This window comes from Sphaerotilus sp., assembly GCF_034519685.1.
GTDB lineage: Bacteria > Pseudomonadota > Gammaproteobacteria > Burkholderiales > Burkholderiaceae_C > Sphaerotilus.
On sequence record NZ_JAXHOF010000002.1, the window covers coordinates 584,542 to 605,958 of the forward strand.

General features: G+C 67.4%; 19 protein-coding genes and 1 pseudogene. 5 read left to right on the forward strand and 15 right to left on the reverse strand.

The features are described 5' to 3' along the window. Positions 1-37: 37 nt before the first annotated feature. The 4 genes from coaE to pilB form a co-directional block, all read right to left on the reverse strand. Positions 38-646, reverse strand: a complete 609-nt coding sequence (gene coaE / locus U5O44_RS03175) for a dephospho-CoA kinase (RefSeq protein WP_322587004.1) — start codon at positions 644-646, stop codon at positions 38-40. Continuing rightward, positions 643-1,518, reverse strand: coding sequence for a prepilin peptidase (locus tag U5O44_RS03180; protein WP_322587005.1), 876 nt, complete (start codon positions 1,516-1,518; stop codon positions 643-645). The genes coaE and U5O44_RS03180 overlap by 4 nt, the downstream gene beginning before the upstream one ends. A gap of 4 nt (positions 1,519-1,522) precedes the next feature. After that, positions 1,523-2,755 carry a type II secretion system F family protein gene (locus tag U5O44_RS03185; protein WP_322587006.1) on the reverse strand — a complete coding sequence of 411 codons (1,233 nt, stop codon included), beginning with the start codon at positions 2,753-2,755 and terminating at the stop codon, positions 1,523-1,525. Between the two features lie 70 nt (positions 2,756-2,825). After that, a complete protein-coding gene (gene pilB / locus U5O44_RS03190; RefSeq protein ID WP_322587007.1) occupies positions 2,826-4,550 on the reverse strand; it encodes a type IV-A pilus assembly ATPase PilB in 1,725 nt (574 codons plus the stop codon). A 301-nt stretch (positions 4,551-4,851) separates the two neighbouring features. Here pilB and htpG point away from each other — a divergent pair, with 301 nt between their 5' ends. Further along, a complete protein-coding gene (htpG, locus tag U5O44_RS03195) occupies positions 4,852-6,756 on the forward strand; it encodes a molecular chaperone HtpG (RefSeq protein ID WP_322587008.1) in 1,905 nt (634 codons plus the stop codon). Positions 6,757-6,783: 27 nt separating this feature from the next. Here the strand turns inward: htpG and U5O44_RS03200 are convergent, their stop codons facing one another. The 3 genes from U5O44_RS03200 to U5O44_RS03210 form a co-directional block, all read right to left on the reverse strand. Continuing rightward, complete coding sequence (locus U5O44_RS03200) at positions 6,784-7,872, reverse strand: serine/threonine protein kinase (RefSeq protein WP_322587009.1); 1,089 nt, start codon at positions 7,870-7,872, stop codon at positions 6,784-6,786. Between the two features lie 35 nt (positions 7,873-7,907). Then, complete coding sequence (locus tag U5O44_RS03205) at positions 7,908-8,777, reverse strand: DUF2726 domain-containing protein (protein WP_322587010.1); 870 nt, start codon at positions 8,775-8,777, stop codon at positions 7,908-7,910. Between the two features lie 255 nt (positions 8,778-9,032). Continuing rightward, positions 9,033-9,710, reverse strand: a complete 678-nt coding sequence (locus U5O44_RS03210) for a GNAT family N-acetyltransferase (protein WP_322587011.1) — start codon at positions 9,708-9,710, stop codon at positions 9,033-9,035. A 102-nt stretch (positions 9,711-9,812) separates the two neighbouring features. Here U5O44_RS03210 and U5O44_RS03215 point away from each other — a divergent pair, with 102 nt between their 5' ends. After that, the gene (locus U5O44_RS03215; RefSeq protein ID WP_322587012.1) at positions 9,813-11,276 is read left to right on the forward strand and encodes a DUF1800 domain-containing protein; all 1,464 of its coding nucleotides are present in this window, start codon (positions 9,813-9,815) and stop codon (positions 11,274-11,276) included. A gap of 43 nt (positions 11,277-11,319) precedes the next feature. After that, the gene (locus U5O44_RS03220; RefSeq protein ID WP_322587111.1) at positions 11,320-12,522 is read left to right on the forward strand and encodes a DUF1501 domain-containing protein; all 1,203 of its coding nucleotides are present in this window, start codon (positions 11,320-11,322) and stop codon (positions 12,520-12,522) included. A 19-nt stretch (positions 12,523-12,541) separates the two neighbouring features. Here the strand turns inward: U5O44_RS03220 and U5O44_RS03225 are convergent, their stop codons facing one another. From U5O44_RS03225 to U5O44_RS03235, 3 genes are all read right to left on the reverse strand, one after another. Then, entirely contained in the window at positions 12,542-14,302 is a 1,761-nt protein-coding gene (locus U5O44_RS03225; RefSeq protein WP_322587013.1) for a methyl-accepting chemotaxis protein, read from the reverse strand. 166 nt (positions 14,303-14,468) lie between these two features. Next, complete coding sequence (ygiD, locus tag U5O44_RS03230; RefSeq protein WP_322587014.1) at positions 14,469-15,410, reverse strand: 4,5-DOPA-extradiol-dioxygenase; 942 nt, start codon at positions 15,408-15,410, stop codon at positions 14,469-14,471. Positions 15,411-15,435: 25 nt separating this feature from the next. Then, the gene (locus U5O44_RS03235) at positions 15,436-16,371 is read right to left on the reverse strand and encodes an AraC family transcriptional regulator (RefSeq protein WP_322587015.1); all 936 of its coding nucleotides are present in this window, start codon (positions 16,369-16,371) and stop codon (positions 15,436-15,438) included. Between the two features lie 132 nt (positions 16,372-16,503). On the opposite strand from U5O44_RS03235, the gene U5O44_RS03240 reads away from it, so the two are divergent. After that, complete coding sequence (locus tag U5O44_RS03240; protein WP_322587016.1) at positions 16,504-16,932, forward strand: putative quinol monooxygenase; 429 nt, start codon at positions 16,504-16,506, stop codon at positions 16,930-16,932. Between the two features lie 58 nt (positions 16,933-16,990). On the opposite strand, the gene U5O44_RS03245 is transcribed toward U5O44_RS03240, so the two are convergent. The 5 genes and pseudogenes from U5O44_RS03245 to U5O44_RS03265 form a co-directional block, all read right to left on the reverse strand. Next, positions 16,991-17,263 (reverse strand): AAA family ATPase, encoded by a 273-nt coding sequence (locus tag U5O44_RS03245; protein ID WP_322587017.1) that lies wholly within the window; start codon positions 17,261-17,263, stop codon positions 16,991-16,993. A 152-nt stretch (positions 17,264-17,415) separates the two neighbouring features. Further along, positions 17,416-17,694: a hypothetical protein gene (locus tag U5O44_RS03250; RefSeq protein WP_322587018.1), complete on the reverse strand. Its 279-nt coding sequence runs from the start codon at positions 17,692-17,694 to the stop codon at positions 17,416-17,418. A gap of 40 nt (positions 17,695-17,734) precedes the next feature. Next, a pseudogene (locus U5O44_RS03255) lies at positions 17,735-18,671 on the reverse strand (IS5 family transposase). A gap of 14 nt (positions 18,672-18,685) precedes the next feature. Further along, the gene (locus U5O44_RS03260) at positions 18,686-19,048 is read right to left on the reverse strand and encodes a hypothetical protein (protein WP_322587019.1); all 363 of its coding nucleotides are present in this window, start codon (positions 19,046-19,048) and stop codon (positions 18,686-18,688) included. A gap of 296 nt (positions 19,049-19,344) precedes the next feature. Further along, positions 19,345-19,920, reverse strand: coding sequence for a single-stranded DNA-binding protein (locus tag U5O44_RS03265; RefSeq protein WP_322587020.1), 576 nt, complete (start codon positions 19,918-19,920; stop codon positions 19,345-19,347). Positions 19,921-20,049: 129 nt separating this feature from the next. Here U5O44_RS03265 and U5O44_RS03270 point away from each other — a divergent pair, with 129 nt between their 5' ends. Beyond that, positions 20,050-21,399: a chloride channel protein gene (locus U5O44_RS03270; protein ID WP_322587021.1), complete on the forward strand. Its 1,350-nt coding sequence runs from the start codon at positions 20,050-20,052 to the stop codon at positions 21,397-21,399. The last annotated feature ends 18 nt before the right edge of the window (positions 21,400-21,417 follow it).

Below are 21,417 nucleotides of genomic sequence, written 5' to 3' on the forward strand. Positions count from 1 at the left end.
GTCCAGGCGCTGGCGCGGCCCGGTCGAGACGATTGTTTCACAGCCAGCCTGACCAGATCCTTTGAACTTCGCTGGCCAATTCTTCCAGTTCAAGGCCGTCGTTGACGATCACGTCATCGGCCACCGCCAGCCGCTGTGCCCGGCTGGCCTGCTGGTCGATGATGCGCTGCACCGCGTCGGCGGTCCAGCCATTGCGCTGCATGACACGGGCGATCTGTGTCTCCACAGCACAGTCGACCACCAGGATCCGGTCCACCTGCGCCCGCCAGCGGCCAGACTCGACCAGCAGCGGCACGTCGAACACCACGATCGCGCCGTCCGGTGCGGCGGCGGCCTCGGCGCGGGTGTCCTCGCCGATCATCGGGTGCAGGATGGCTTCCAGCGCGCGGCGCTGCGCCGGGTCGGCGAAGACCCGCTCGCGCATCCGGGCGCGGTCCATGGCGCCGCTCTCGGCGATCACGTCGGCACCGAACTGCGCGGCGATGGCGGGGATGGCACGTCCGCCGGGGGCGGTCAGGCGGTGGGCGATGGCGTCGGTGTCGACGAGCCAGGCGCCCCGCTCGCGCAGGAAGCGGCCCACGGTGCTCTTGCCGCTGCCGATGCCGCCGGTCAGACCGACCCGGCGCACCGGCTTGGGGGGCGTCATGCCCAGCCCATCCACTGCATCACCCGCTCGCTGCCGGCCAGCAGCACCACCGCGCCGCCGCCCGCCAGGAACGGCCCGAACGGCACATAGCGGCCCTCGCGCAGCTTGGCGCTCAGCTTCATGCCGATGCCCACCACTGCGCCAAGCAGCGATGCGCCCAGCACGATCGGCAGCAGCATCGCCGGCCCCAGCCACGCGCCCAGCGCGGCCAGCAGCTTGAAGTCGCCCGCGCCCATGCCGTCCTTGCCGGTGGCGAGCTTGAAGAGCCAGAAGATGCTCCACAGGCTCAGATACCCCGCCACCGCACCCCATAGCGACTGGCTCAGCGTCAGCGGAATCCAGCCCATCGCCGCGGCGATCAGCCCGGCCCAGGCCAGCGGCTGGGTCATCGAGTCGGGCAGCAGTGTCGTGTCCCAGTCGATCAGCGACATCGCCAGCAGCATGGCCGCGAAGGCGCACCACAGCAGCGTCACCGGCTCGGCCCCGAAGCGCCAGCCGATCGCGGCGAACAGCAGTCCGCAGCCGGCCTCGACCAGCGGATAGCGCTTGCTGATCGGCGCGCGGCAGGCCGAGCAGCGCCCGCCCAGCTTCAGCCAGCCCAGCAGCGGGATGTTCTCGTGCCAGCGCAGCACATGGCCGCAGTGCGGACAGCGCGAGCGCGGACGCGCCAGGCTCAGCGGCGAGCCGTCGTCGCCGGGCGGGTGCGCCGCCTCGACGCCCAGCAGCTCGGCGCTTTCGGCGCGCCACTGGCGCTCCATCATCAGCGGCAGCCGGTGCACCACCACATTGAGAAAGCTGCCGATGCACAGACCGAACAGCCCCAGGGCGACCGGCGACAGCAGCCAGCCCACGGCCACGGGATCGAAGACCATGCGTTCAGACCACCTGACCGAGCTTGAAGATCGGCAGGTACATCGCGACCACGATGCCGCCGATGATGGTGCCCAGGACCACGATGATGATCGGCTCCATCAGCGTGGACAGGCCCTTGACCGCCTCGTCCACTTCCTGCTCGTAGAAGTCGGCGACCTTGCCGAGCATCTGGTCGAGCGAGCCGGACTCCTCGCCGATGGCGCTCATCTGCAGCACCATGCTCGGGAAGATGCCGGCCGACTGCATCGACGAGGTCAGCGCCGCGCCGGTGGCCACATCGCGCTGGATCTGCTCGGTTGCCAGGGCGAACACGGCATTGCCGGACGCGCCGCCCACCGAATCCAGCGCCTCCACCAGCGGCACGCCGGCGGCGAACATGGTGGACAGGGTGCGGCACCAGCGCGCCACCGTCGCCTTGTGGACGAGATCCCCGAACACAGGCAGCTTCAGCAGCAGCCGGTCCATGGCGACCTGCATCTTGGGCGACCGGCGCCAGCTTTCGATGAAAAAGTAGACCGCGCCGATGATGCTGCCGAAGATCAGCCACCAGTAGTCGACGAAGAACTCCGACATCGCGATCACGATCAGCGTCGGCGTGGGCAGGTCGGCGCCGAAGGAGCTGAAGATCTCCTTGAACGACGGGATCACGAAGATCATGATCACCGCGACCACGACGAAGGCGACGACCAGCACCGCCACCGGATACACCAGCGCCGACTTGATCTTCTGCTTCAGCGCCATCGTCTTTTCCTGGTAGGTGGCCAGGCGATCGAGCAGCGTCTCCAGGATGCCGGCGGCTTCACCGGCTTCGACGAGGTTGCAGTAGAGCGCGTCGAAATGCAGCGGATGGCGGCGCAGCGCGGCCGACAGGCTGGTGCCCGTCTCCACGTCGCCGCGGATGTCGTTGAGCATGCGCGTCAGGCGCGGGTTCGGGCTGCCGCGCGCCACGATGTCGAAGGCCTGCAGCAGCGGAACGCCCGACCTCAGCATCGTCGAGAGCTGGCGCGTGAAGATGGCGATGTCCTTGCCCTTGATCGCCTTGCCGCCGGACATGCGGCGCTTCTTGACCTTGTTGACGAGGACACCCTGTCGGCGCAGGCTGGCGTTCACCATGGCCTCGCCGCCGGCGCGCATCTCGCCGCGCACGGCCTTGCCGTTGCGGTCACGCCCTTCCCATTCAAAGACGAAGTCCTTGACCTTCTTCGATGCTGATCTGGATGCAGCCGCTGTGGCCATTGCGTCTCCGTGCGCCGCTCACCGGCTCGTTCGATCGTTCATGGGTTCGTCGGTTCGTCGGTTCGACGGGTCACTGGTTGGTGACCGAGATCACTTCTTCCAGTGTCGTCACCCCCACGCGAACCTTGAGGAGCCCCGAGGTCCGCAGGTCGCGCACGCCATCGCGCTGGGCTTGTGTGGCGATGTCGATCGCGTTGCCCTGGGCCAGGATGATGCGCTGGATCGCCTCGGTGATCGGCATGACCTGGTACAGACCCACACGTCCGCGGTAACCGTTGTTGCAGGCCGAACAGCCGACCGCCTTGTACGGCCGCCAGCTGCCATCGAGTTCCTCGCTCTTGTAGCCCGCGCGCAGCAGGGCTTCGCGTGGGAAGTCGGCGGGTGCCTTGCAGTTCTCGCACAGCCGCCGCGCCAGCCGCTGTGCGGTGATCAGGATCACGCTGGCGGCGATGTTGAACGGTGGCACGCCCATGTTCAGCAGCCGCGTCAGCGTGGTCGGCGCGTCGTTGGTGTGCAGCGTGGACAGCACGAGGTGACCCGTCTGGGCCGCCTTCATGGCGATGTCGGCGGTGTCGAGGTCGCGGATTTCGCCGACCATGATGACGTCCGGATCCTGGCGCAGGAAGGCCTTCAGCGCGGTGGCGAAGTTCATCCCCGCCTTGTCGTTGACGTTGACCTGGTTGACGCCGGGCAGGTTGATTTCGGCCGGGTCTTCCACGGTCGAGATGTTGATGCCGGGCTGGTTCAGGATGTTCAGGCAGGTGTAGAGGGAGACGGTCTTGCCCGAGCCGGTCGGGCCGGTGACCAGGATCATCCCGTACGGCCGCTTGATCGCCGACAGCAGCCGCTCCTTCTCGTCGCGCTCATAGCCCAGCGCATCGACGCCGAGCTTGGCCGAGGACGGGTCGAGGATCCGGATCACGATCTTCTCGCCGAACAGCGTCGGCAGCGTCGAGATCCGGAAGTCGATCGCCTTGTTGCCGAACTTCAGCTTCATGCGGCCGTCCTGCGGCACGCGCTTCTCGGCGATGTCCAGCCGGCTGATGACCTTGATGCGCGAGGCCAGCTTGTCCTTGATGGCGATCGGCGGCTGCGTGATCTCGCGCAACTCGCCGTCGATGCGGAAGCGCACGCGGTAGGTGTTCTCGTAAGGCTCGAAGTGCAGGTCGGAGGCGCGCATGTTGATCGCGTCGATCAGCATCTTCTGCAGGAAGCGCACGACCGGCGCATCCTCGACCTCGGCGGTGACTTCCTCGTCGGGCTTGGCGTTCGGATCCTGTTCCTCGACGTCGAAGTCGAACTCGCCCGAGACGATCGAGTCCAGCGCGTCGTTGGCCGAGGTGGTCTTGGCGTCGACGATGCGGGCGAGCTTGTCGTATTCGACGATGACCCATTCGGGCGTGAGCTGGGTGGCGAACTTGATGCGGTCGACCGCTTCCTGGTCGGTGGGATCGGCGCCGCCGATGAACAGCCGGTTGCCGCGCTTGCCCAGCACCAGCACCTGGTACTGCGACAGGGTGCGCGAGTCGACCAGGTTCTGCGGCAGACGGGTGACGTCGACCACGTCCAGGTCCAGCAGCGGAATGGCCAGCGCCGTCGACAGCGAATGCGCCAGATCGGCCGGGCTCAGCGCCTGTGCGGCCACCGCGGCCGAGACGAAGCTGCGCCGCTGTTCCCTGGCCTTGCTCGCCAGCTCCTCCGCAGTCCGCGAGGTGATCTTTCCTGCATGCACCAGCACGCGCGCGACCCCGGACAGGGTGCTCTGGGGTCCATCGTTGAGGGTGTCGGTTGCCACGGGGTCGGTTGGATCGGCGGAAATTGAAAATCGGACTGTGGATGATCGGTGATCCCGCCCGTGCTGTAAATCACGGCAGGCAAGGGCTGTCGCTGGAGCATGCCACCTGTTCATCCGCGGGTCCGCTTGTAACGCAGGCACCGTGCCTGCGGGAAGCCGCGTGCAAGCCTGCAGGCCTCCTCGTATCAATTTCTTTCAATTCAGCGAGAAAAATCACGTCCTTGAAAACCTGGCATCAGCCCCCATTCTGCTGCCCATCTGACAACCTCTGACCCTCTGCACACAAGAGAACCGACCGACCATGGACAAGCAAACCCTGTCATTCCAGGCCGAAGTGAAGCAGCTGCTGCACCTCGTCACGCATTCGATGTATTCGAACAAGGAGATCTTCCTGCGCGAACTCGTCTCCAATGCGTCGGACGCCTGCGACAAGCTGCGCTTCGAGGCCCTGAACAACACCGCGCTGTTCGAGGACCAGCCCAACCTGGAAGTCCGCGTCAGCTTCGACAAGGCTGCCCGCCGCATCGTCATCAGCGACAACGGCATCGGCCTGTCGGCGCAGGAAGCCATCGAGCACCTCGGCACGATCGCCAAGAGCGGCACCCGCGAGTTCATGGGCAAGCTCGAAGGCGAGCAGGCCAAGGACGCCAACCTGATCGGCCAGTTCGGTGTCGGCTTCTACTCGGGCTACATCGTCGCCGACCGCATCACGGTGGAGTCGCGCCGCGCTGGCGTGGCCATCACCGAAGGCGTGCGCTGGTCGAGCGAAGGCACGGGCGACTTCGAGGTCGAGACCATCACCCGCGAGACGCGCGGCACCGACGTCATCCTGCACCTGCGCGAAGGCGAGGACGAGTTCCTCTCCACCTGGAAGCTCAAGTCCATCATCAGCAAGTACAGCGACCACATCTCGCTGCCCGTGCTGATGCGCAAGGAAAGCTGGGACGCCGAGAAGGGCGAGAACGTCATCGCGGACGAGTGGGAGCCGGTCAACAAGGCGGCGGCCCTGTGGGCGCGCTCGAAGTCGGACATCACCGACGCCGAGTACAAGTCGTTCTACGAGCAGCTCACCTACGACACCACCGCCCCGCTGGCCTACACGCACAACCGCGTCGAAGGCCGCACCGAGTACACCCAGCTCCTCTACATCCCGGCCAAGGCGCCGATGGACCTGTGGAACCGCGACAAGCGCGGCGGCGTGAAGCTCTACGTCAAGCGCGTCTTCATCATGGACGACGCCGAGGCGCTGATGCCGACCTACTTGCGCTTCGTCAAGGGCGTGATCGACTCGGCTGATCTGCCGCTGAACGTCAGCCGCGAGTTGCTGCAGGAAAGCCGCGACGTGAAGGCGATCCGCGAAGGCTCGACCAAGCGCGTGCTGTCGATGCTCGAATCGCTGGCCGACAGCAGCGACGAGCAGACCGCCGCCGAGGACAAGGCCAAGTACGCCGCCTTCTACAAGGAGTTCGGCGCGGTGCTGAAGGAAGGCGTCGGCGAAGACCACGCCAACCAGGAGCGCCTGGCCAAGCTGCTGCGCTTCGCGTCCACGCACGCCGATGAAGGCGTCTCCTTCGCCGACTACGTGGCGCGCATGAAGGACGGCCAGGAGGCGATCTACTACATCACCGCCGACACGCTGGCCGCCGCCAAGAACAGCCCGCAGCTCGAGATCTTCAAGAAGAAGGGCATCGAGGTGCTGCTGTTCACCGACCGTGTGGACGAGTGGATGCTGAGCCACCTCTACGAGTTCGAGGGCAAGAACCTGCAGAGCGTCGCCAAGGGCGCGGTCGACCTGGGTTCGCTCCAGGACGAGGAAGAGAAGAAGCAGGCCGAAGTCGCCGCCGAAGGCTTCAAGCCGACGCTGGACCGCCTGAAGACCGCCCTGGGTGAGCGTGCCAAGGACGTGCGCGTGACGACCCGCCTGGTCGATTCGCCCGCCTGTCTGGTGACCGAGGAAGGCGACATGAGCGGCCACCTGGCGCGCCTGCTCAAGCAGGCCGGTCAGGCCGCGCCGTCGTCCAAGCCGGTGCTGGAGGTCAACGCCGACCACGCGCTGGTGAAGAAGCTCGCTGCGCTGCCCGACGGCTCGGGCACCTTCGACGACCTCGCGCAGGTGCTGTTCGACAACGCGCTGCTGGCCGAAGGCGGTCAGCTCGATGACCCGGCTGCGCATGTCAAGCGCATCCAGGCGCTGATCCTGGGCTGATCCGGACAGCGCCCTTCGGGTGGCAGGTCAGGCGATGAGCGGCTCCTCCGCCATCGCCTCGATCTGCTCGTGCAACTGGGTCGTCTGCTGCGCCCAGTACGACGGGCTCTCGAAGTTCGGGAACGCGATCGGAAAGGCCGGGTCGTTCCAGCGGCGGGCGATCCAGGCGCTGTGCTGGACGATGCGCAGCGTGCGCAGCGGCTCGATCAGCGCCAGCTCGCGGCGATCGAACTCGCGGAAGGTCTCGTAGCCGTCGAGCAGCGCGCCGAGCTGGGCCTGCATCTCGTGGCGCTCGCCGCCGAGCAGCATCCACAGATCCTGCACCGCCGGGCCGTTGACCGCGTCGTCCAGATCGACGAAGTGCGGGCCGTGCGAGGTCCACAGCACATTGCCGGCGTGGCAGTCGCCGTGGATGCGCATCAGCTCCAGCGCGCCGTGCCGCGCAAAGCGCACATCCACCGCATCCAGCGCCCGCAGGCAGGCGCTGTGCCAGCCGCCGAGCGCACCCATCGGCAGCAGGTCGCTGTCCACCAGCCACTGCACTGAGGCGCGCGCCGCGGCACTGCCGTCCAGCGTCACGCGGTGTTCGAAGCGGCGCTGCTGGCCGACCAGGTGCAACCGCGCCAGGAAACGGCCGATCCACTCCAGCGTCAGCGGGTCTTCGAGTTCAGGCGAGCGTCCGCCGCAGCGCGGGCTCACGCCGTAGCGCCAGCCGCCCAGGCGGGCGAGCGTGGGCGGCTGGCCCAGCAGCGTGATGTCGGCGGCTTCCGGGCGCAGATCGGCGGCGATCGTCAGGGCCAGCGCCGGCACCGCCGGCACCTCGGCCTCGGCCAGTTCGCGGGCGAAGGCGTGTTCTTCGAGGATCTGCGCGTCGCTCCAGCGGCCGGCGCGGTAGAACTTGGCGACCACTACCCCCGGCAGCGGTGTCGCCGGGTCGAGGCTTTCCTCCAGATGGACCTGGAAGACGCGGTTCTCGTAGGAGTTGAGCTGCAGGATGCGGCCATCGCCGCGCAGGCCGGCGGCGTCGAGCGCGTCGAGCACCGCGTGCGGGGTCAGCCCCGCATAGGGCTGTTCGTCAGGGGTCGGGGCAACGGCGGGAGCGGGGGATGCGGTCATGCCGCATCCTAGACCAGCCCTGGACCCGCGACCGTTCAGCGCCGCCCGATGATGTCGCCGCCCGCGTCGCCCGGCGGGCCGAAGTCGCCCGGCTGGAACTTGCTGGTGGACGGGCCAGCCCAGTTCTTCGGGCCGGGGGTCGGGGCGGCGGGGCTGCGGACCGGGGTGTCGTCGAAGGGATCGCGCTGGGTTTCCGGGGCGAAGAAGGAATCCTGCGAGAAGCCGGATTCATACCACTGCCCGCTCGCCGCCGCGGCAGCCGCTGCGCCGGGCGTGGTGGGTGCGTCAGGGGCGCCCGGCGTGGCGGTGGGCCGGGCTGTGCGGGACGCTGCGGTCGCATGGCTGGGCGCCGTGCGGGCCGGCGTCTCCGGGACATTGCCCGGCACGGCCGGACGCTGGCCCTGGCCTTCACCGTTGACCGGCACCAGCAGCTGCAGCTCGGTGGCGGTCGGCAGCTGGTCCGAGCGGCAGCGCACATAGCGGATGCGGCAGGCTTCCAGCACCGCCAGCTTGATCGCCGAGACGCGCTTGGCCGGCGGGCGGTTCGGGCGCTCGATGTCGACGGCGGCCAGCACACGGCCATTTTCCGCACACACCACGAAGCTCACATGGATCGGCCCGAGCAGGTTGAACCAGTAGCGCAGCTCTTCGCGGTCCTCCGGCTGGCAGAAGCGCACCAGCGGCAGCTTGGCCAGGATGGTGTGGTGTGGCAGCGCGGTGCGCAGCTGGCGGTAGAGGGCGCGTTCCTCGGGCGAGAAGATCGGACGCTGGGTCAACGGCCATTCGGTCGGCAGGTCGACGGTCTTGGCGGAGGTCGCGCTGCCCGAGCGGCGCAGCACCAGCACCGCCAGTCCGACGATGCCAGCGATCGCGGCGAGGGCAAGGATCCAGACTTGGGTGGGCATGGTGCTTTCCGGCAATGAAGTGAACAACAGGGAACGGGTCAGGTCTGTACGGAATCGGCAGAAGCGGCCAGTACTTGGGCGTCATCCTATGCAATTATGTAAGTTGTTGTGAATACCTTGTCTGAGTGAAACAAAATCCTGAAAAAATCCGGTTCAGGAACCGCAAACGAAATCGGCAGACACCAGGTCTGCCGACGTTCCCTGCCGAGGTCGTTTCCGGACCGGCGGCATGGGCTTTGCGTGGAGATCGCGCCGCTATCGCGGGCCAACGCCCGTCATCCGGAGCACCCGGTGCTGGAAGTGGCGGTAGCGGGCCCAGAGGTACTGCATGTGCCGGATCTGGCCCTTGGCGACGTAGTTGACCTCTGCTGCGTGGTTGGCGAACAACTCCTCCATCTGGCTCAGCACGCTGTCCGGCGGCAGCTGCAGCCAGGCTTCCGATTCGCCGCCATCGCGCTGCATGTCGGCACCGGCCTTGCGCGCGATGCGCAGCATGGCGGTGTTTTCGCTCAGGGCGTGGATGAACAGGCGGTCGACGCCGCGGTTGCGCGCATGGCGCACGGCATAGCCGAACAGCCGTCCGCCATAGCCCTTGCCACGCGCCCGGTGGTCGACCGACACCGCGAATTCCGCCATCCGGCTCAGGCCGTGGTTGGCGCTGGCGAGCTGGCTGTAGGCGAGGTGGGCGATGGCCACCAGCTGCAGGCGCTGGTTGAAGATGCCGACCACATCGTCGTGGGAGAAGTCCAGCGATGTGGCGTACGCACGGATGCGCTCATCATTGGCCGTGTAGCCGAACCGCAGGTAGCGGTCGCGGTCGCTGAGCCCCAGCAAGTGCTGAAGAATCCGTGCCCGATGGGCTTCTCCCAGTGGCCGGATCGGAACCCAGCCCACCGGGGACGGCGCCTTGAGGTGGTTAGTTGCAGTACCCATGGCGCTGAATGTAGGGGTAAACCCTTAACCATTGCCATCCCTAAGTCGAGAGTCCTTCATGTTCGTGTTGCATTGCAGCATTTTTTCTTTTGGAGCCACCCGGTGTCTCAGCGCAGAGCGTTCCTGACCGTCGCTGGCAGCGGCGCGCTCTGGCTGGCGGGCTGTGCGTCCGGTGTCCGGCGCAGTGCGGCGCGGGCGCTGGACCCCGCCGATCTCGCTTGGCTGGACCGCCTCACCTGGGGCGCCAGTGCGGCCAGCGCCGACGACTGGGCCGCGCGCGGGCGCCGCTCTGCCATGCAGACGCTGCTGCACCCGCCCGCGCAGGCGGCGCTGCCCGAGCCCGTGCAGCGTGCTGTCGATGCACTGTCTGTCTCGCGGCTGGCCCATCCGGCGCTGGTGGCCGAGCTGGAGACATTGCGCCGCGGCGACGACCGCCAGGCCTACCGGCAGCGCCTGGTCGCGGTCTCCCGCGAGGCCGCGGTCCGCTCGCTGCTGCACGCCCTCCATTCGCCCCACGGCCTGCGCGAGCAGATGGTCTGGTTCTGGTTCAACCACTTCAATGTCGGGCAGACCAAGGCCAACCTGCGCCTGCTGGTCGGTGACTATGAACAGGCCTTGCGGCCGCATGCGCTGGGCCGCTTCCGCGATCTGCTGGTGGCCAGCGCGACCCATGCCGCCATGCTGCGCTACCTCGACAACGAGCAGAACGCCGTCGGCCGGATCAACGAGAACCATGCCCGCGAACTGCTGGAGCTGCACACGCTGGGGGTGGACGGCGGCTACAGCCAGCGCGACGTGCAGGAACTCGCCCGCGTGCTCACCGGTCTGGGCGTGAACTTCAGCGACACGCCGGCCCGGGTGGCGCCCCGGCTGCAGCCGCTCTACCACCGGGAGGGGTTCACCGAGTTCCACCCCGGCCGCCACGACCTGGGCGACAAGACCGTGCTCGGGCAGTGGGTCAAGGGCGGGCGCGGCTGGGACGAGATCCTGGCGCAGCTCGGCGCACTGGCCCGCCACCCCTCCACCGCGCGCCATGTCTGCCGCCGGCTGGCGGTGTTCCTGGTCGCGGACGAGCCACCGCCTGCGCTGGTCGACCGGCTGAGTCAGCGCTTCCTGGCCACTGATGGCGACATCGCGCAGACGCTGGAGACGCTGATCGCCGCGCCCGAGTTCACGGCCTCGCTGGGGCGCAAGTTCAAGGATCCCGTGCATTACGTGCTCTCGGCGCTGCGCCTGGTGGACGATCCGCAGGCTCCGCTGACCGACATGGCCCCCGTGATGGCCGCGCTCAACCGGCTCGGTCAGCCGCTGTTCGGCCGGACCACACCGGACGGCTATCCGCTCGACGCCAGCGCCTGGAACGGCTCCGGTCAGATGGCGGCCCGCTTCGAGGTGGCGCGCACGCTCAGCCGGCTGCCCGCCACGCCGCCCCGTCCGGCCATCGCCCCGGATGAGCGCCTGCTGCGGCCACTGAGCGAGCGCACCCGCGCGGTGCTCGCCCAGGCCACCACGCCACAGGACCGCCATGCGCTCCTGCTGTCGTCTCCCGAATTCATGTTGCGCTGACCCTGCCGGGCTGGCCGAGGAGCTGCTGATGACGATGCCGACGATGTCGAGACGCGATTTCCTGCAGCGGGCTGCGGCTGCCGTGCCGCTGGTGGGGGGCGCCGGGCGGCTGTGGGCTGCGCCGGCCTCGACGCCTCGGCTGCTGGTGGTCTTCCTGCGGGGGGCCTACGACGCGGCCAGCGTGCTGGTGCCCGTGGGCAGCGACGATTACTACGCCGCCCGTCCGCGCATTGCCATTGCCCGTCCTGGCAGTGGTCCGGATGCTGCGCTGACCCTGCCGGACCAGTCGGACTGGGGCCTGGCGCCCGCCTGGGCCGGGTCGATGCTGCCGCTGTATGAACGCGGCGAGCTGGTGGCGATCCCGTTTGCCGGCACGCATGAACTCTCGCGCAGCCACTTCGAGACGCAGGACCACATCGAGCTTGGCCAGTCCGATGATCCGGCGGCGGGGCGTGATTTCCGCTCCGGCTTCCTGAACCGGCTGGCCGAGGTGCTCGGCGCGCGGGACGCCATCGCGCTGACCAGCGACCTGCCGCTGATCCTGCGCGGCGCGGTGAAGGTGCCGAATCTGGCGCTGGGCTCGGTGGGCCGCAGCGGCGTCGATGCGCGCCAGGCGGCGCTGATCCGCCAGATGTACGCCGGCACGCCGCTGGCTGCGCCGGTCAACGACGGTTTCGATGTGCGCCAGGCCGCGCAGCGCGAGCTGATGGGTGGCATGGAAGCCGCCAGCCGCGACGCCATCACCGCGCGTGGTTTCGAGGGTGAGGCGCGCCGCATCGGCCGCCTGATGCGCGAGCGCTACCGCCTCGGCTTCGTCGATGTCGGTGGCTGGGACACGCATGTGGGGCAGGGCGCTGGTGCCGGCGCGCTGGCCACCCGCGTCGGCGAACTCGGCAACGGGCTGGCCGCGCTGGCGCAGGAGCTGGGTGAGGCCGCGTGGCGCGACACCGTCGTCGTCGTGATGAGCGAGTTCGGCCGCACCTTCCGCGAAAACGGCAACCGCGGCACCGACCACGGGCATGGCTCGACCTGGTGGGTGCTGGGCGGGTCGGTACGGGGCGGGCGGATCGCTGGAGAACAGGTCGCGGTGCGCCTGGACACGCTGCACCAGAAACGCGACTGGCCCGTGCTCAATGAATACCGCGGCGTGTTCGCGGGCTTGTTCCAGGGGATGTACGGGCTGTCGGCGGCGCAGCTCGGGCGGGTGTTCGAGGGGGTGACGCCGCAGGGGCTCGGACTGGTCTGAGTCCGGTGCCGGGACCGCGTCAGAAGCGTTCCCAGTCGTCCGTTCCCGTGCGCGAGGCCGGTGGCTGCGCGGAGGGTGTCGCCGCCGCCGGGGCCTCTGCCGTGGGTGCGGTTCTGGCTGCGCCGAACTTGGGGCGCGTGACGTTGACGGCCCGGTTGGGGCCGCGGCGCTCGACACCGGGTGCCCGCGCCGAGGCGGACGGGCTGGCGGCCGGGCGGTGGCCAGCGGAGCTGCTGTCGATCTTGAACACGGCGACCGCATGGACCAGCTGCAGCGCCTGCTGCTTCAGGCTTTCGGCGGCGGCGGCGCTTTCTTCCACCAGTGCCGCGTTCTGCTGGGTGACCTGGTCCATCTGGCGCACGGCATCGCCCACCTGCGTGACACCCCGGCTCTGTTCGGCGCTGGCGGTGCTGATCTCGCCCATGATGTCGGTGACGCGGCGGATGGAACTCACCACGTCCTGCATCGTCACGCCCGCCTGATCGACCAGCGCGCTGCCCTGCTCGACACGCGCCACGCTGGCCGCGATCAGGGTCTTGATCTGCTTGGCTGCTTCAGCGCTGCGCTGCGCCAGACTGCGCACCTCGCTGGCCACGACGGCAAAGCCGCGGCCCTGTTCCCCCGCACGTGCCGCCTCCACCGCGGCGTTCAACGCCAGGATGTTGGTCTGGAACGCGATGCCGTCGATGACGCTGATGATGTCGACGATCTGCTTGCTGCTGTCGTTGATGTCGCGCATGGTGCCGACCACCTGGCCCACCACCTGGCCTCCCTGCGAGGCCACCGCGCTGGCGCTCAGGGCCAGCGCGTTGGCCTGGCGCGCATGGTCGGCGTTCTGCTTGACGGTGGTGCCCAGCTCCTCCATGGATGAGGCGGTTTCTTCGAGCGCGCTGGCCTGTTCTTCGGTGCGCTGGCTCAGGTCGGTGTTGCCGCTGGCGATCTGCGCCGAGCCGGCGGCGATGCTGTCGCTGCTGGAGCGCACGGTCGAGACGATGCCCACCAGGCTGTCGTTCATCGCCTTCAGGGCGGCCAGCAAGCGGCCGGCTTCATCCTGGCCGCTGGCGTCGATGTGGGAGCTGAGGTCGCCTTCGGCCACCCGCTCGGCCACGCCGATGGCGTCGTGGATCGGGCCGGTGATCGAGCGGGTGATCCACCAGCCCATCAGGGCGCCGATGGCGGCCATGCCGGCCAGCAGGGAAAACATCACCAGCTTGGCTTCGCTGTACTGCGTGCTGCCGTTGTCCACCGCCCGCGTGACGAGCGCAATCTGCAGATCCTTCAGGCTGTCCAGTGACTTGATGTAGGCCAGCTGGGCATCTCGCAGGCGCTCGCTCAACAGCGTTGTGGCCTCTTCCTTCTTGCCGGCCTGCACGAGGTCCACGAACTGCTGCTGCAAGGGCAGGTAGGCCGCCCGCGCGCTGTTCAGCGACGCCAGACGCTCCTTGCCTTCTTCGCTGGTGATGTTGGCGGCCAGGGACTCCAGGTTCCGGTTGGCACGCTCACGTGCTTCGGCGGCGGCGTCCAGGGCCTTCTTGATCTTGTCCTGGTCGTCCCACATCAGCGCGTTGCGCAGCTCTCGGGCGATGAGGTTCACATCGTCGGTGATGTCGGCGGCGAACTGCACCTTGGGCACCCGGTCGCTGCCGATGAGCGCGAGCGAGGTGTTCAGCTCCGACAGGCGGTTGATGCCGATGCTGCCCACCAGCAGGGCCAGCGCGACCAGGGCGCCGAACGCCAGGGCCAGACGGGTTCCGATCTTGAGGTTGCGGAACGTGTTCATGATCGGATCCTTCGGAAAATGGATGGCAGAGCGACGCCTGACCGGCACCGTCAGCTGGGAGGAGGGCTGGTCGCCTTGTGGCGATGCGCCTTGCCCGATGCGCTGGCGAGTTGTTGTCGGCACTGGGTGGACATGCTTGAGGCCATCCCGGCGCGCACGGCCTTCTTCAGGACCACTGCACGCAGCGCATGCTCAACGTCCCGCTCTGGAATCCCTCGAACACATGGCGCGGGCGCTCGTCGGACTGCGCCGCGCCCATCGCGTAGAGCAGCGGAAAGTAGTGGTCGGGGAACGGCACCGCGTGCAGCGCCTCGGCGGTCAGCTGCTCGTAGCCGGCCAGCGCCCGGGTGTCGCCCGCGTCGATCGCCTGCTTGACGCGCTGGTCAAACGCATCGGCCCACGGCGCCAGCCCGCGCGGTGTGGCGGGGGCGCCGCGCACCGTGTCGCCGAGGTTGTGGACCACGTTGCCGCTGCCCAGGATCAGCACACCCTCGTCGCGCAGCGCTGCCAGCGCCCGGCCGATGCCGAGGTGGTAGGCGCCGTCGCGGGTGATGTCGATCGACCACTGGAACACCGGCACGTTCGCCGACGGGTAGAGGTGGCGCAGCACGGTCCACGCGCCGTGGTCCAGCCCGCGCTCGGCCAGCCCGATGCGCTGCGGGCCGAGCCGGGCGGCGGCGCGCTGGGCGATCTCGGGCGCGCCGGCGGCGGGGTAGCGCTGTGCGTGCAGCTCGGCCGGGAAGCCGCCGAAGTCGTGGATCGTTTCCGGCTGCGGCGCCACCGACACCTGGACGCCGCGCTCGGTCAGCCAGTGCGCCGACACCACCAGGATCGCCTTGGGCAAGCCGAGGTCACGGCCCCACTGGCGCAGCGCGCGGGTGAAGTCGTTGTCCTGTATCGCGTTCATCGGGCTGCCGTGGCCGATGAAGATGGCCGGCGCGCGGCCGGTCATCCGCGGGCGGTCGTCGGGCGGCTCGGGCATCACCTGCGCGGCGCTGGCATAGCGCCACCAGCTCGCCAGCCCCGACGCGACGGCCAGCGCCGAGCCGCCGAGGAACACCTGGCGGCGCGTGGCGAGGGACTTGGGGTGGGGGTGGTGGTCGGACATGGGCGGGTTCGGATGTGGATGGCGGTTACCGGCCATCGTAGGAGCGCCCGGGCGCAGGACTGTTCAGGGGGTTTGAATGCAGTGCGGACAGCTCACGCCGCGCAGACGCCGCCCGCTTGTCTTTGGTCGGTGGCCGTCCGTACATCCGCGCGTATTCGCGGCTGAACTGTGATGTGCTCTCGTACCCCACCTCAAACGCGATCTGGCTGAGGATCTTGCCGCTGGAAACGAGCAAGCGACGGGCCTCGATCAAGCGCAGCTGTTTCTGAAACTGCAGTGGCGACAGTGATGTGATGGCACGAAAGTGCTGATGAAAGCCTGAGCGGCTCATGCCGGCTGCTGCCGCCAAGCGCTCGATCGGTACCGGTTTGGCATAGTGGGCACGCAAGATCGCCACCGCGCGGGCGACGCGCCTTGCCTGGCTGTCCGGCGAGCCCAATTGTCGGACGGCCAAGCCCTGATGGCCCAGCAGCAACCAGTGGTGAATTTCCCGGACCAGGCCGTCCTTGAGCACCGCGAGGGAATCCGGGCGATCCAGGAGCAGCACCAGCCGACGCAAGGCGTCGCGCAGTTCATCCTGTGTGTCCTGTCCGGACGGACGCGAATGGACTTCAGGCGCGTTCATGACCAGGTCGGCGATCACGGAGAGATCCAGGTCAAACGCCAACGCCAGATAGGGGTCGGCGACGCTGGCTTTGCTGATGCGACTCACCATCGGCACGTTGCCGGTGACGACCATCGTGTCTCCAGGGGCATAGGTCGATGTGCCGCTGCCCAAGCTGACGTGTTTGCAGCCCTGCAGCACCAAGCACACCAAAGGCTGCACCACCGTGTGCTCCAGTTCGCTTGGCGATGTGCGTCTGACCAGGTAGAGGCCGCGTACCGGCATGACGACGTCAACAGCCGCGTCGTTCTGCCGTTCCGTGTGGCGCTGAACAGTTTGCTTGAGGTCGTGGGCCATGGCGCATTCTGGCGGGTGCGACAGGCAAGACAGCATCGGCTTGGACAATCAGGCAAGGAACATCGACGTTCCCGCATGTGCTGGGCTGGGCTGGAATCCACAGTGGAAAACCTAGATTCAGGAGATGTCCACATGCCCCACATGCCCCACGTTCCCGCGCCGGAAGCCCTGCCGTCGAGCAATCAGCCTCTCACCCTTCACCGAGGGGTACAGGTTCTTGGCGACCAAGGCGTGGAAGGCCGAAAGGCCTTCTTCATCCAGATCGAAGCGCGTCCAGGGCAGGAGGAGGCCGTGGTGCAGATGCTGCAGGACATCCGGGCCAGCGTTGAAATGGAACCCGCGACTGGCCCGTGGTTCGCTGTCAGGTTCTCACAGACAAGCTTCGGCATCTTCGAGGCCTTCCCCGACCTGGCGGGGCGTCAGGCCCATGTCGAGGGCGGTGGTGGCGACATCTTCCGGGATGTTGCGCGCATGAACGCCCTCCTGGCTCACCCTGCAAAGGTGCACCGCGTTGACGTGCTCATGAGCAAAGACCACTTTTCCCATCGACTGGAAGACTGATCCGATGGGCAGGGTTGTGCGGGTCAGTGCTCAGGCTCTGGTTCGGCCATGCAGCCCTTCAAGCACGTGAAGTCACAGGGAACCTTGCGCTGCGTTTGTGTTGACGCAGTGCGCGGTGGCCCTCGAAGAGTTCCTTGAAGGTGTCCACCAGCAGGCTCTTGCCGAAGCGGCGGGGGCGGCTGTGGAAGTAGGCCTTGCCCGACGCGATCAGGTCGATGCACAGCCCCGACTTATCCACGTAGTAATGGCCTTGCTCGCGGATCTCCTCGCGCAGGTTCTGGATGCCGATGGGCAGCTTGCGGCGGGGCTGGGTGATTACGGTGGGGCTCATGGGGCAGTCTGGTGGCGAGCGCGCTGGGGAGTCATTTGATGATCGCCCGGTTCTCGACGCGGGGGGGCTCGTTCTTCGATTCGCTGGAGATTTTTCACTGGTTTAGACCGGATAACCAGATGCGCTGATGAGAGTCCGTTTGATTTTGTTGTTCAGAAAATAACAAGACCATCAGGAGAATTTTGGTTGCGTCGCCAAATGTGCTTTTTGAAGGGTTGAATGGCGCTTTCTGAATTCCCAATGATATGTACCATGGCTTGAGATGCGACTTTGATGTTTAGTTCTGAAGCGATACTCTCATTAATCACATTCTTTCCCGGTGCGAATCGATGCGAGTCGCAGATGATGTAGGCGACTTGTGGCGAGATCGGGTAGTAAAAGTCAGAATTTTGAGGTACGGCGGATTCTGCCTCGGAGAGGCTTTGTTGCACAACTCCGCCGAAGCCGAGTTTCCCCTGACCCCAGACGGAGTTACGCCACAGCCTGCGTCACCGGGGTGCCCAGGTGGGTGAAGCGGTTGAGCACCGCAGCCCGCACCTGCAGCTCCACCACCTGACGCTCGAAGGTGCGCGCCATCACCCGCTCGCCCAGCAGCTTGAAGCAGCGCATCTTCGTCTCCACCAGCGAGCGCCGGTGGTAGCCGCTCCACTTCTTCCAGATCCCCCGGCCCAGCCGGTTCGTCGCCCGCAGTATCTCGTTGCGCGCCGCCGCCCCCGGCCGCTTGGCCTTCCACGGCTGGGCGTTCTTGCGCGTCGGTATCACCGCCTCGGCTCCCCGCTCGGCGATCGCGTCGTGGCAGCCCTGCGTGTCATACGCCCCGTCCCCGCTCACCGACAGCACCGCCTCCTCGTGCCGGAATCTGGCTGAGCAGCTCCGGCAGCATCGGCGCATCCCCCACGCTGTTGTCCGTCACCTCGATCGCCCGGATCTCCAGCGTCTGGGCGTCGATCCCCAGGTGAACCTTGCGCCACTGCCTGCGGTACTCCGCCCCGTGTTTCTTGGTCTTCCACTCGCCCTCGCCCAGCATCTTGATCCCCGTGGAATCCACCAGCAGGTGCAGCCCGCCCCGGCTCGGCCGCGCCGTGATCTCCACCGTCAGCCGCTTCTCGCGCCGGCTCATCGTGCTGTAGTCCGGTGCCTGCCAGTCCAGCCCCGACAGCCCCAGCACGCTCTGCACGAACCCCTGCGTCTGGCGCAGCGCCAGTCCGAACAGCACCTTCATCGTCAGGCAGCACTGCACCGCCGCGTCGCTGTACGTCGCCGGTCGCCCCGGCTTGCCGCTGACCGGCGCAGCCTGCCACGCCATGTCCCGGTCCAGCCACATCGTCAGCGAGCCCCGCGCCCTCAGCGCCTTCGTGTACGGCGCCCAGTTCTTCGTCACGTACTTCTGCTTGGCTGGCTTGCTCATCCTGTCAGCCTACCTCACCGCTCGACCATCGGCCGGCGGGGTGGGTTGTGCAACAAAGCCTTCTGGATGCCAGACTCAATGTAGGCGGTCTCAGCTTGCTGCATCTTCAGGAAGTCATTTAGGTACGACTTGTGAAGTCTTTGGAGATGCTCAGGACTTTGCCGGGAGAAGCCTTTGATGATCTCGATATGTTTACTGGTAAGTACGGTAGTCTTATAGAAATAGTCGTCAGCAACAATGGAGCGCACGCTGTCTTTGGCAATCTTTCCAGTCTTTGTAGTGTAGAAAACATTATTCGTGCCGCTTCCCCAGCGGGTTAGGTATTTTGCCCAAACGTAATGGTGCCGCTTCTTGGCTTCGAGAGTTTTTGGCGACATGGTTGTCTATTCTGTTGAGTGGAGAATAGTAGGTTTTATCTTACTAAAAGCCTCTTTTGCTTTGGATCTTAAGCACTCTACTAGTGCTATGTATCTTTAGTCGTCTCTCCTAATGCCTGCTTATGGTCGATTGCGAGCCATCTGGTTAATAAGTGCATTGTATTGATGTGTAATTTTGAGCAGTTGCCAGAAGATATAAAGGTGCCACTTCGATAAGCATGGGTCAATATAAAAAAGCCCCAAGTGAAAACCACCTGGGGCTTCTTGCTTGCTGACCATCCCGATCCAGCCAGACCTCAGAACGGAATATCGTCATCCATGTCATCAAACCCCGTCGAGGACTTCGGCGCAGGGGCGGGTGCCGGACGCGGGGTCGGGGCCGGAGCGCGCGGCGCCGGGGCAGCCGCCCGCGGGGCCATCGCACGTGGCGCCGGCGCAGGGGCATAACCGCCACCACCACCGCCGCCGCCCATGTCGTCGCCGTACTCGCTGCCGCCACCGCCGCTGCGGCCACTACCACCGCCGCCACCGCCATCCTCGCGGCCACCCAGCATCTTCATCTCTTCCGCGACGATCTCCGTGGTGTAGCGGTCGTTGCCTTCCTTGTCCTGCCACTTGCGGGTCTTCAGGCGCCCTTCGACGTAGACCGGACGGCCCTTGCGCAGGTACTCGCCCGCCACCTCGGCCAGACGGTCGTACATGACCACCGAGTGCCATTCGGTCTCTTCGACGCGCTCGCCGCTGTCCTTGTTTTTCCAGGTGCGTGCTGTGGCGATGCGCAGGCTGCAGATGGCCGAGCCGCTGGGCGTGTAGCGCATTTCGGGATCGCGCCCGAGGTTGCCAATGAGGATGACTTTGTTGACGGAGGCCATGGCCGCTCGCTCCTGTGGGAATGCTGTGCTGTTCGCGGCGCGGGCAGGGCGCCCGGGCCGGAATGTGAGACAAGTTGGGGGACAATTGTGCCGCACCGCCCGCCCCTGGCGCTCTCCCCCCGACTGGTGATGCCGACCCCCGATCGATCTCCCTCCTGGCGCGTCCTGTTCCAGGCCCTGCGCGAAGGCCACCGCTGGAGGGACCAGACCGTCGTGCTGGTCTACGCGGTGCTGACCGGCCTGACGGTGGTCGGCTTCACGATGCTGACCGAGGTCGCCACCGACACCTACATGCAGTTGCGCGGCGCCGGCACGTTCGGCGCGCTGCTGGCGCTGGTCTGGACGCCGCTGCTGACGGTGGCGATCCTGATGTGGACCCGCCGCTTCGCCCCGACCGCCGCCGGCTCGGGCATTCCGCAGGTCATCGCCGCCTTGCACGACGAGATCCCGCCCGCCCAGGCGTCGGCGCTGGTGTCGCTGCGGCTGGCGCTGCACAAGGTGGTGCTGACGAGCGCGGGCATGCTCGGCGGCCTGTCGATCGGGCGCGAGGGGCCGACGGTGCAGGTCGGCGCTGGGGTGATGCAGCACGCGCGGCGCTGGCTGTCGCCGGGCAGTGGCATCGACGCCCATGACCTGATGGTGGCGGGCGCGGCGGCCGGGGTCGCCGCCGCCTTCAACACGCCGCTCGGCGGCATCGTCTTCGCCATCGAGCAGCTCACCCGCCGACGCCACCTCCAGCACAGCCACCTCACCATCGCCGCCATCGTGCTGGCCGGTCTGGTGTCGATCTCGGTGTTCGGCAACCACAGCTACTTCGGCGCGCTGGTCGTGCCGCGGCTGGACTGGGCGCTGCTCGGGCCGGGGCTGGTGGTGGCGCTGGTCGCGGGGCTGGCGGGGGGACTGTTCGCCACGCTGATGGTCGTCTGCGCCCAGGGCGGCGACCGCATCAGCCAGTGGCGCAGCCGCCACCCGCTGCGCTTCGCGGCGGCGTGCGGGCTGGCGGTCGCGGTGATCGGCGCGGTGACCGGCGGCGCCACGGCCGGCGCGGGCTACCACCCGACCCGCGCGCTGCTCGAACACGGCGAGGACGGCCTGCCGCCGCTCTACACGCTGCTGAAGTTCGTCGCGACCTGGCTGTCGGCGTGGAGCGGCGTGCCGGCGGGGGTGTTCGCGCCGTCGCTGGCCATCGGCGCGGGGCTGGGGCATGACGTGGCGCGGCTGGTCGGGCTGGCCGGGCGGCCCGAGGCGGTGGCGCTGGTGGCGCTGGGCATGGTCGGCTTCCTGTCCGCTTCGACGCAGGGGCCGATCACCGCCTTCATCATCGTGATGGAGATGGTGTCCGGACAGGCGATGGTGCTGAGCCTGATGGCGTGTGCGCTGCTGTCGGGCGGGGTGGCGCGGCTGGTGAGCCCGCCGATGTACACCGAGCTGGCGCTGCGCTGGGGCATGCCGCCGGCCACACGTCCCCCTTCCGGGTGAGATCGCGGCGGACGGGCC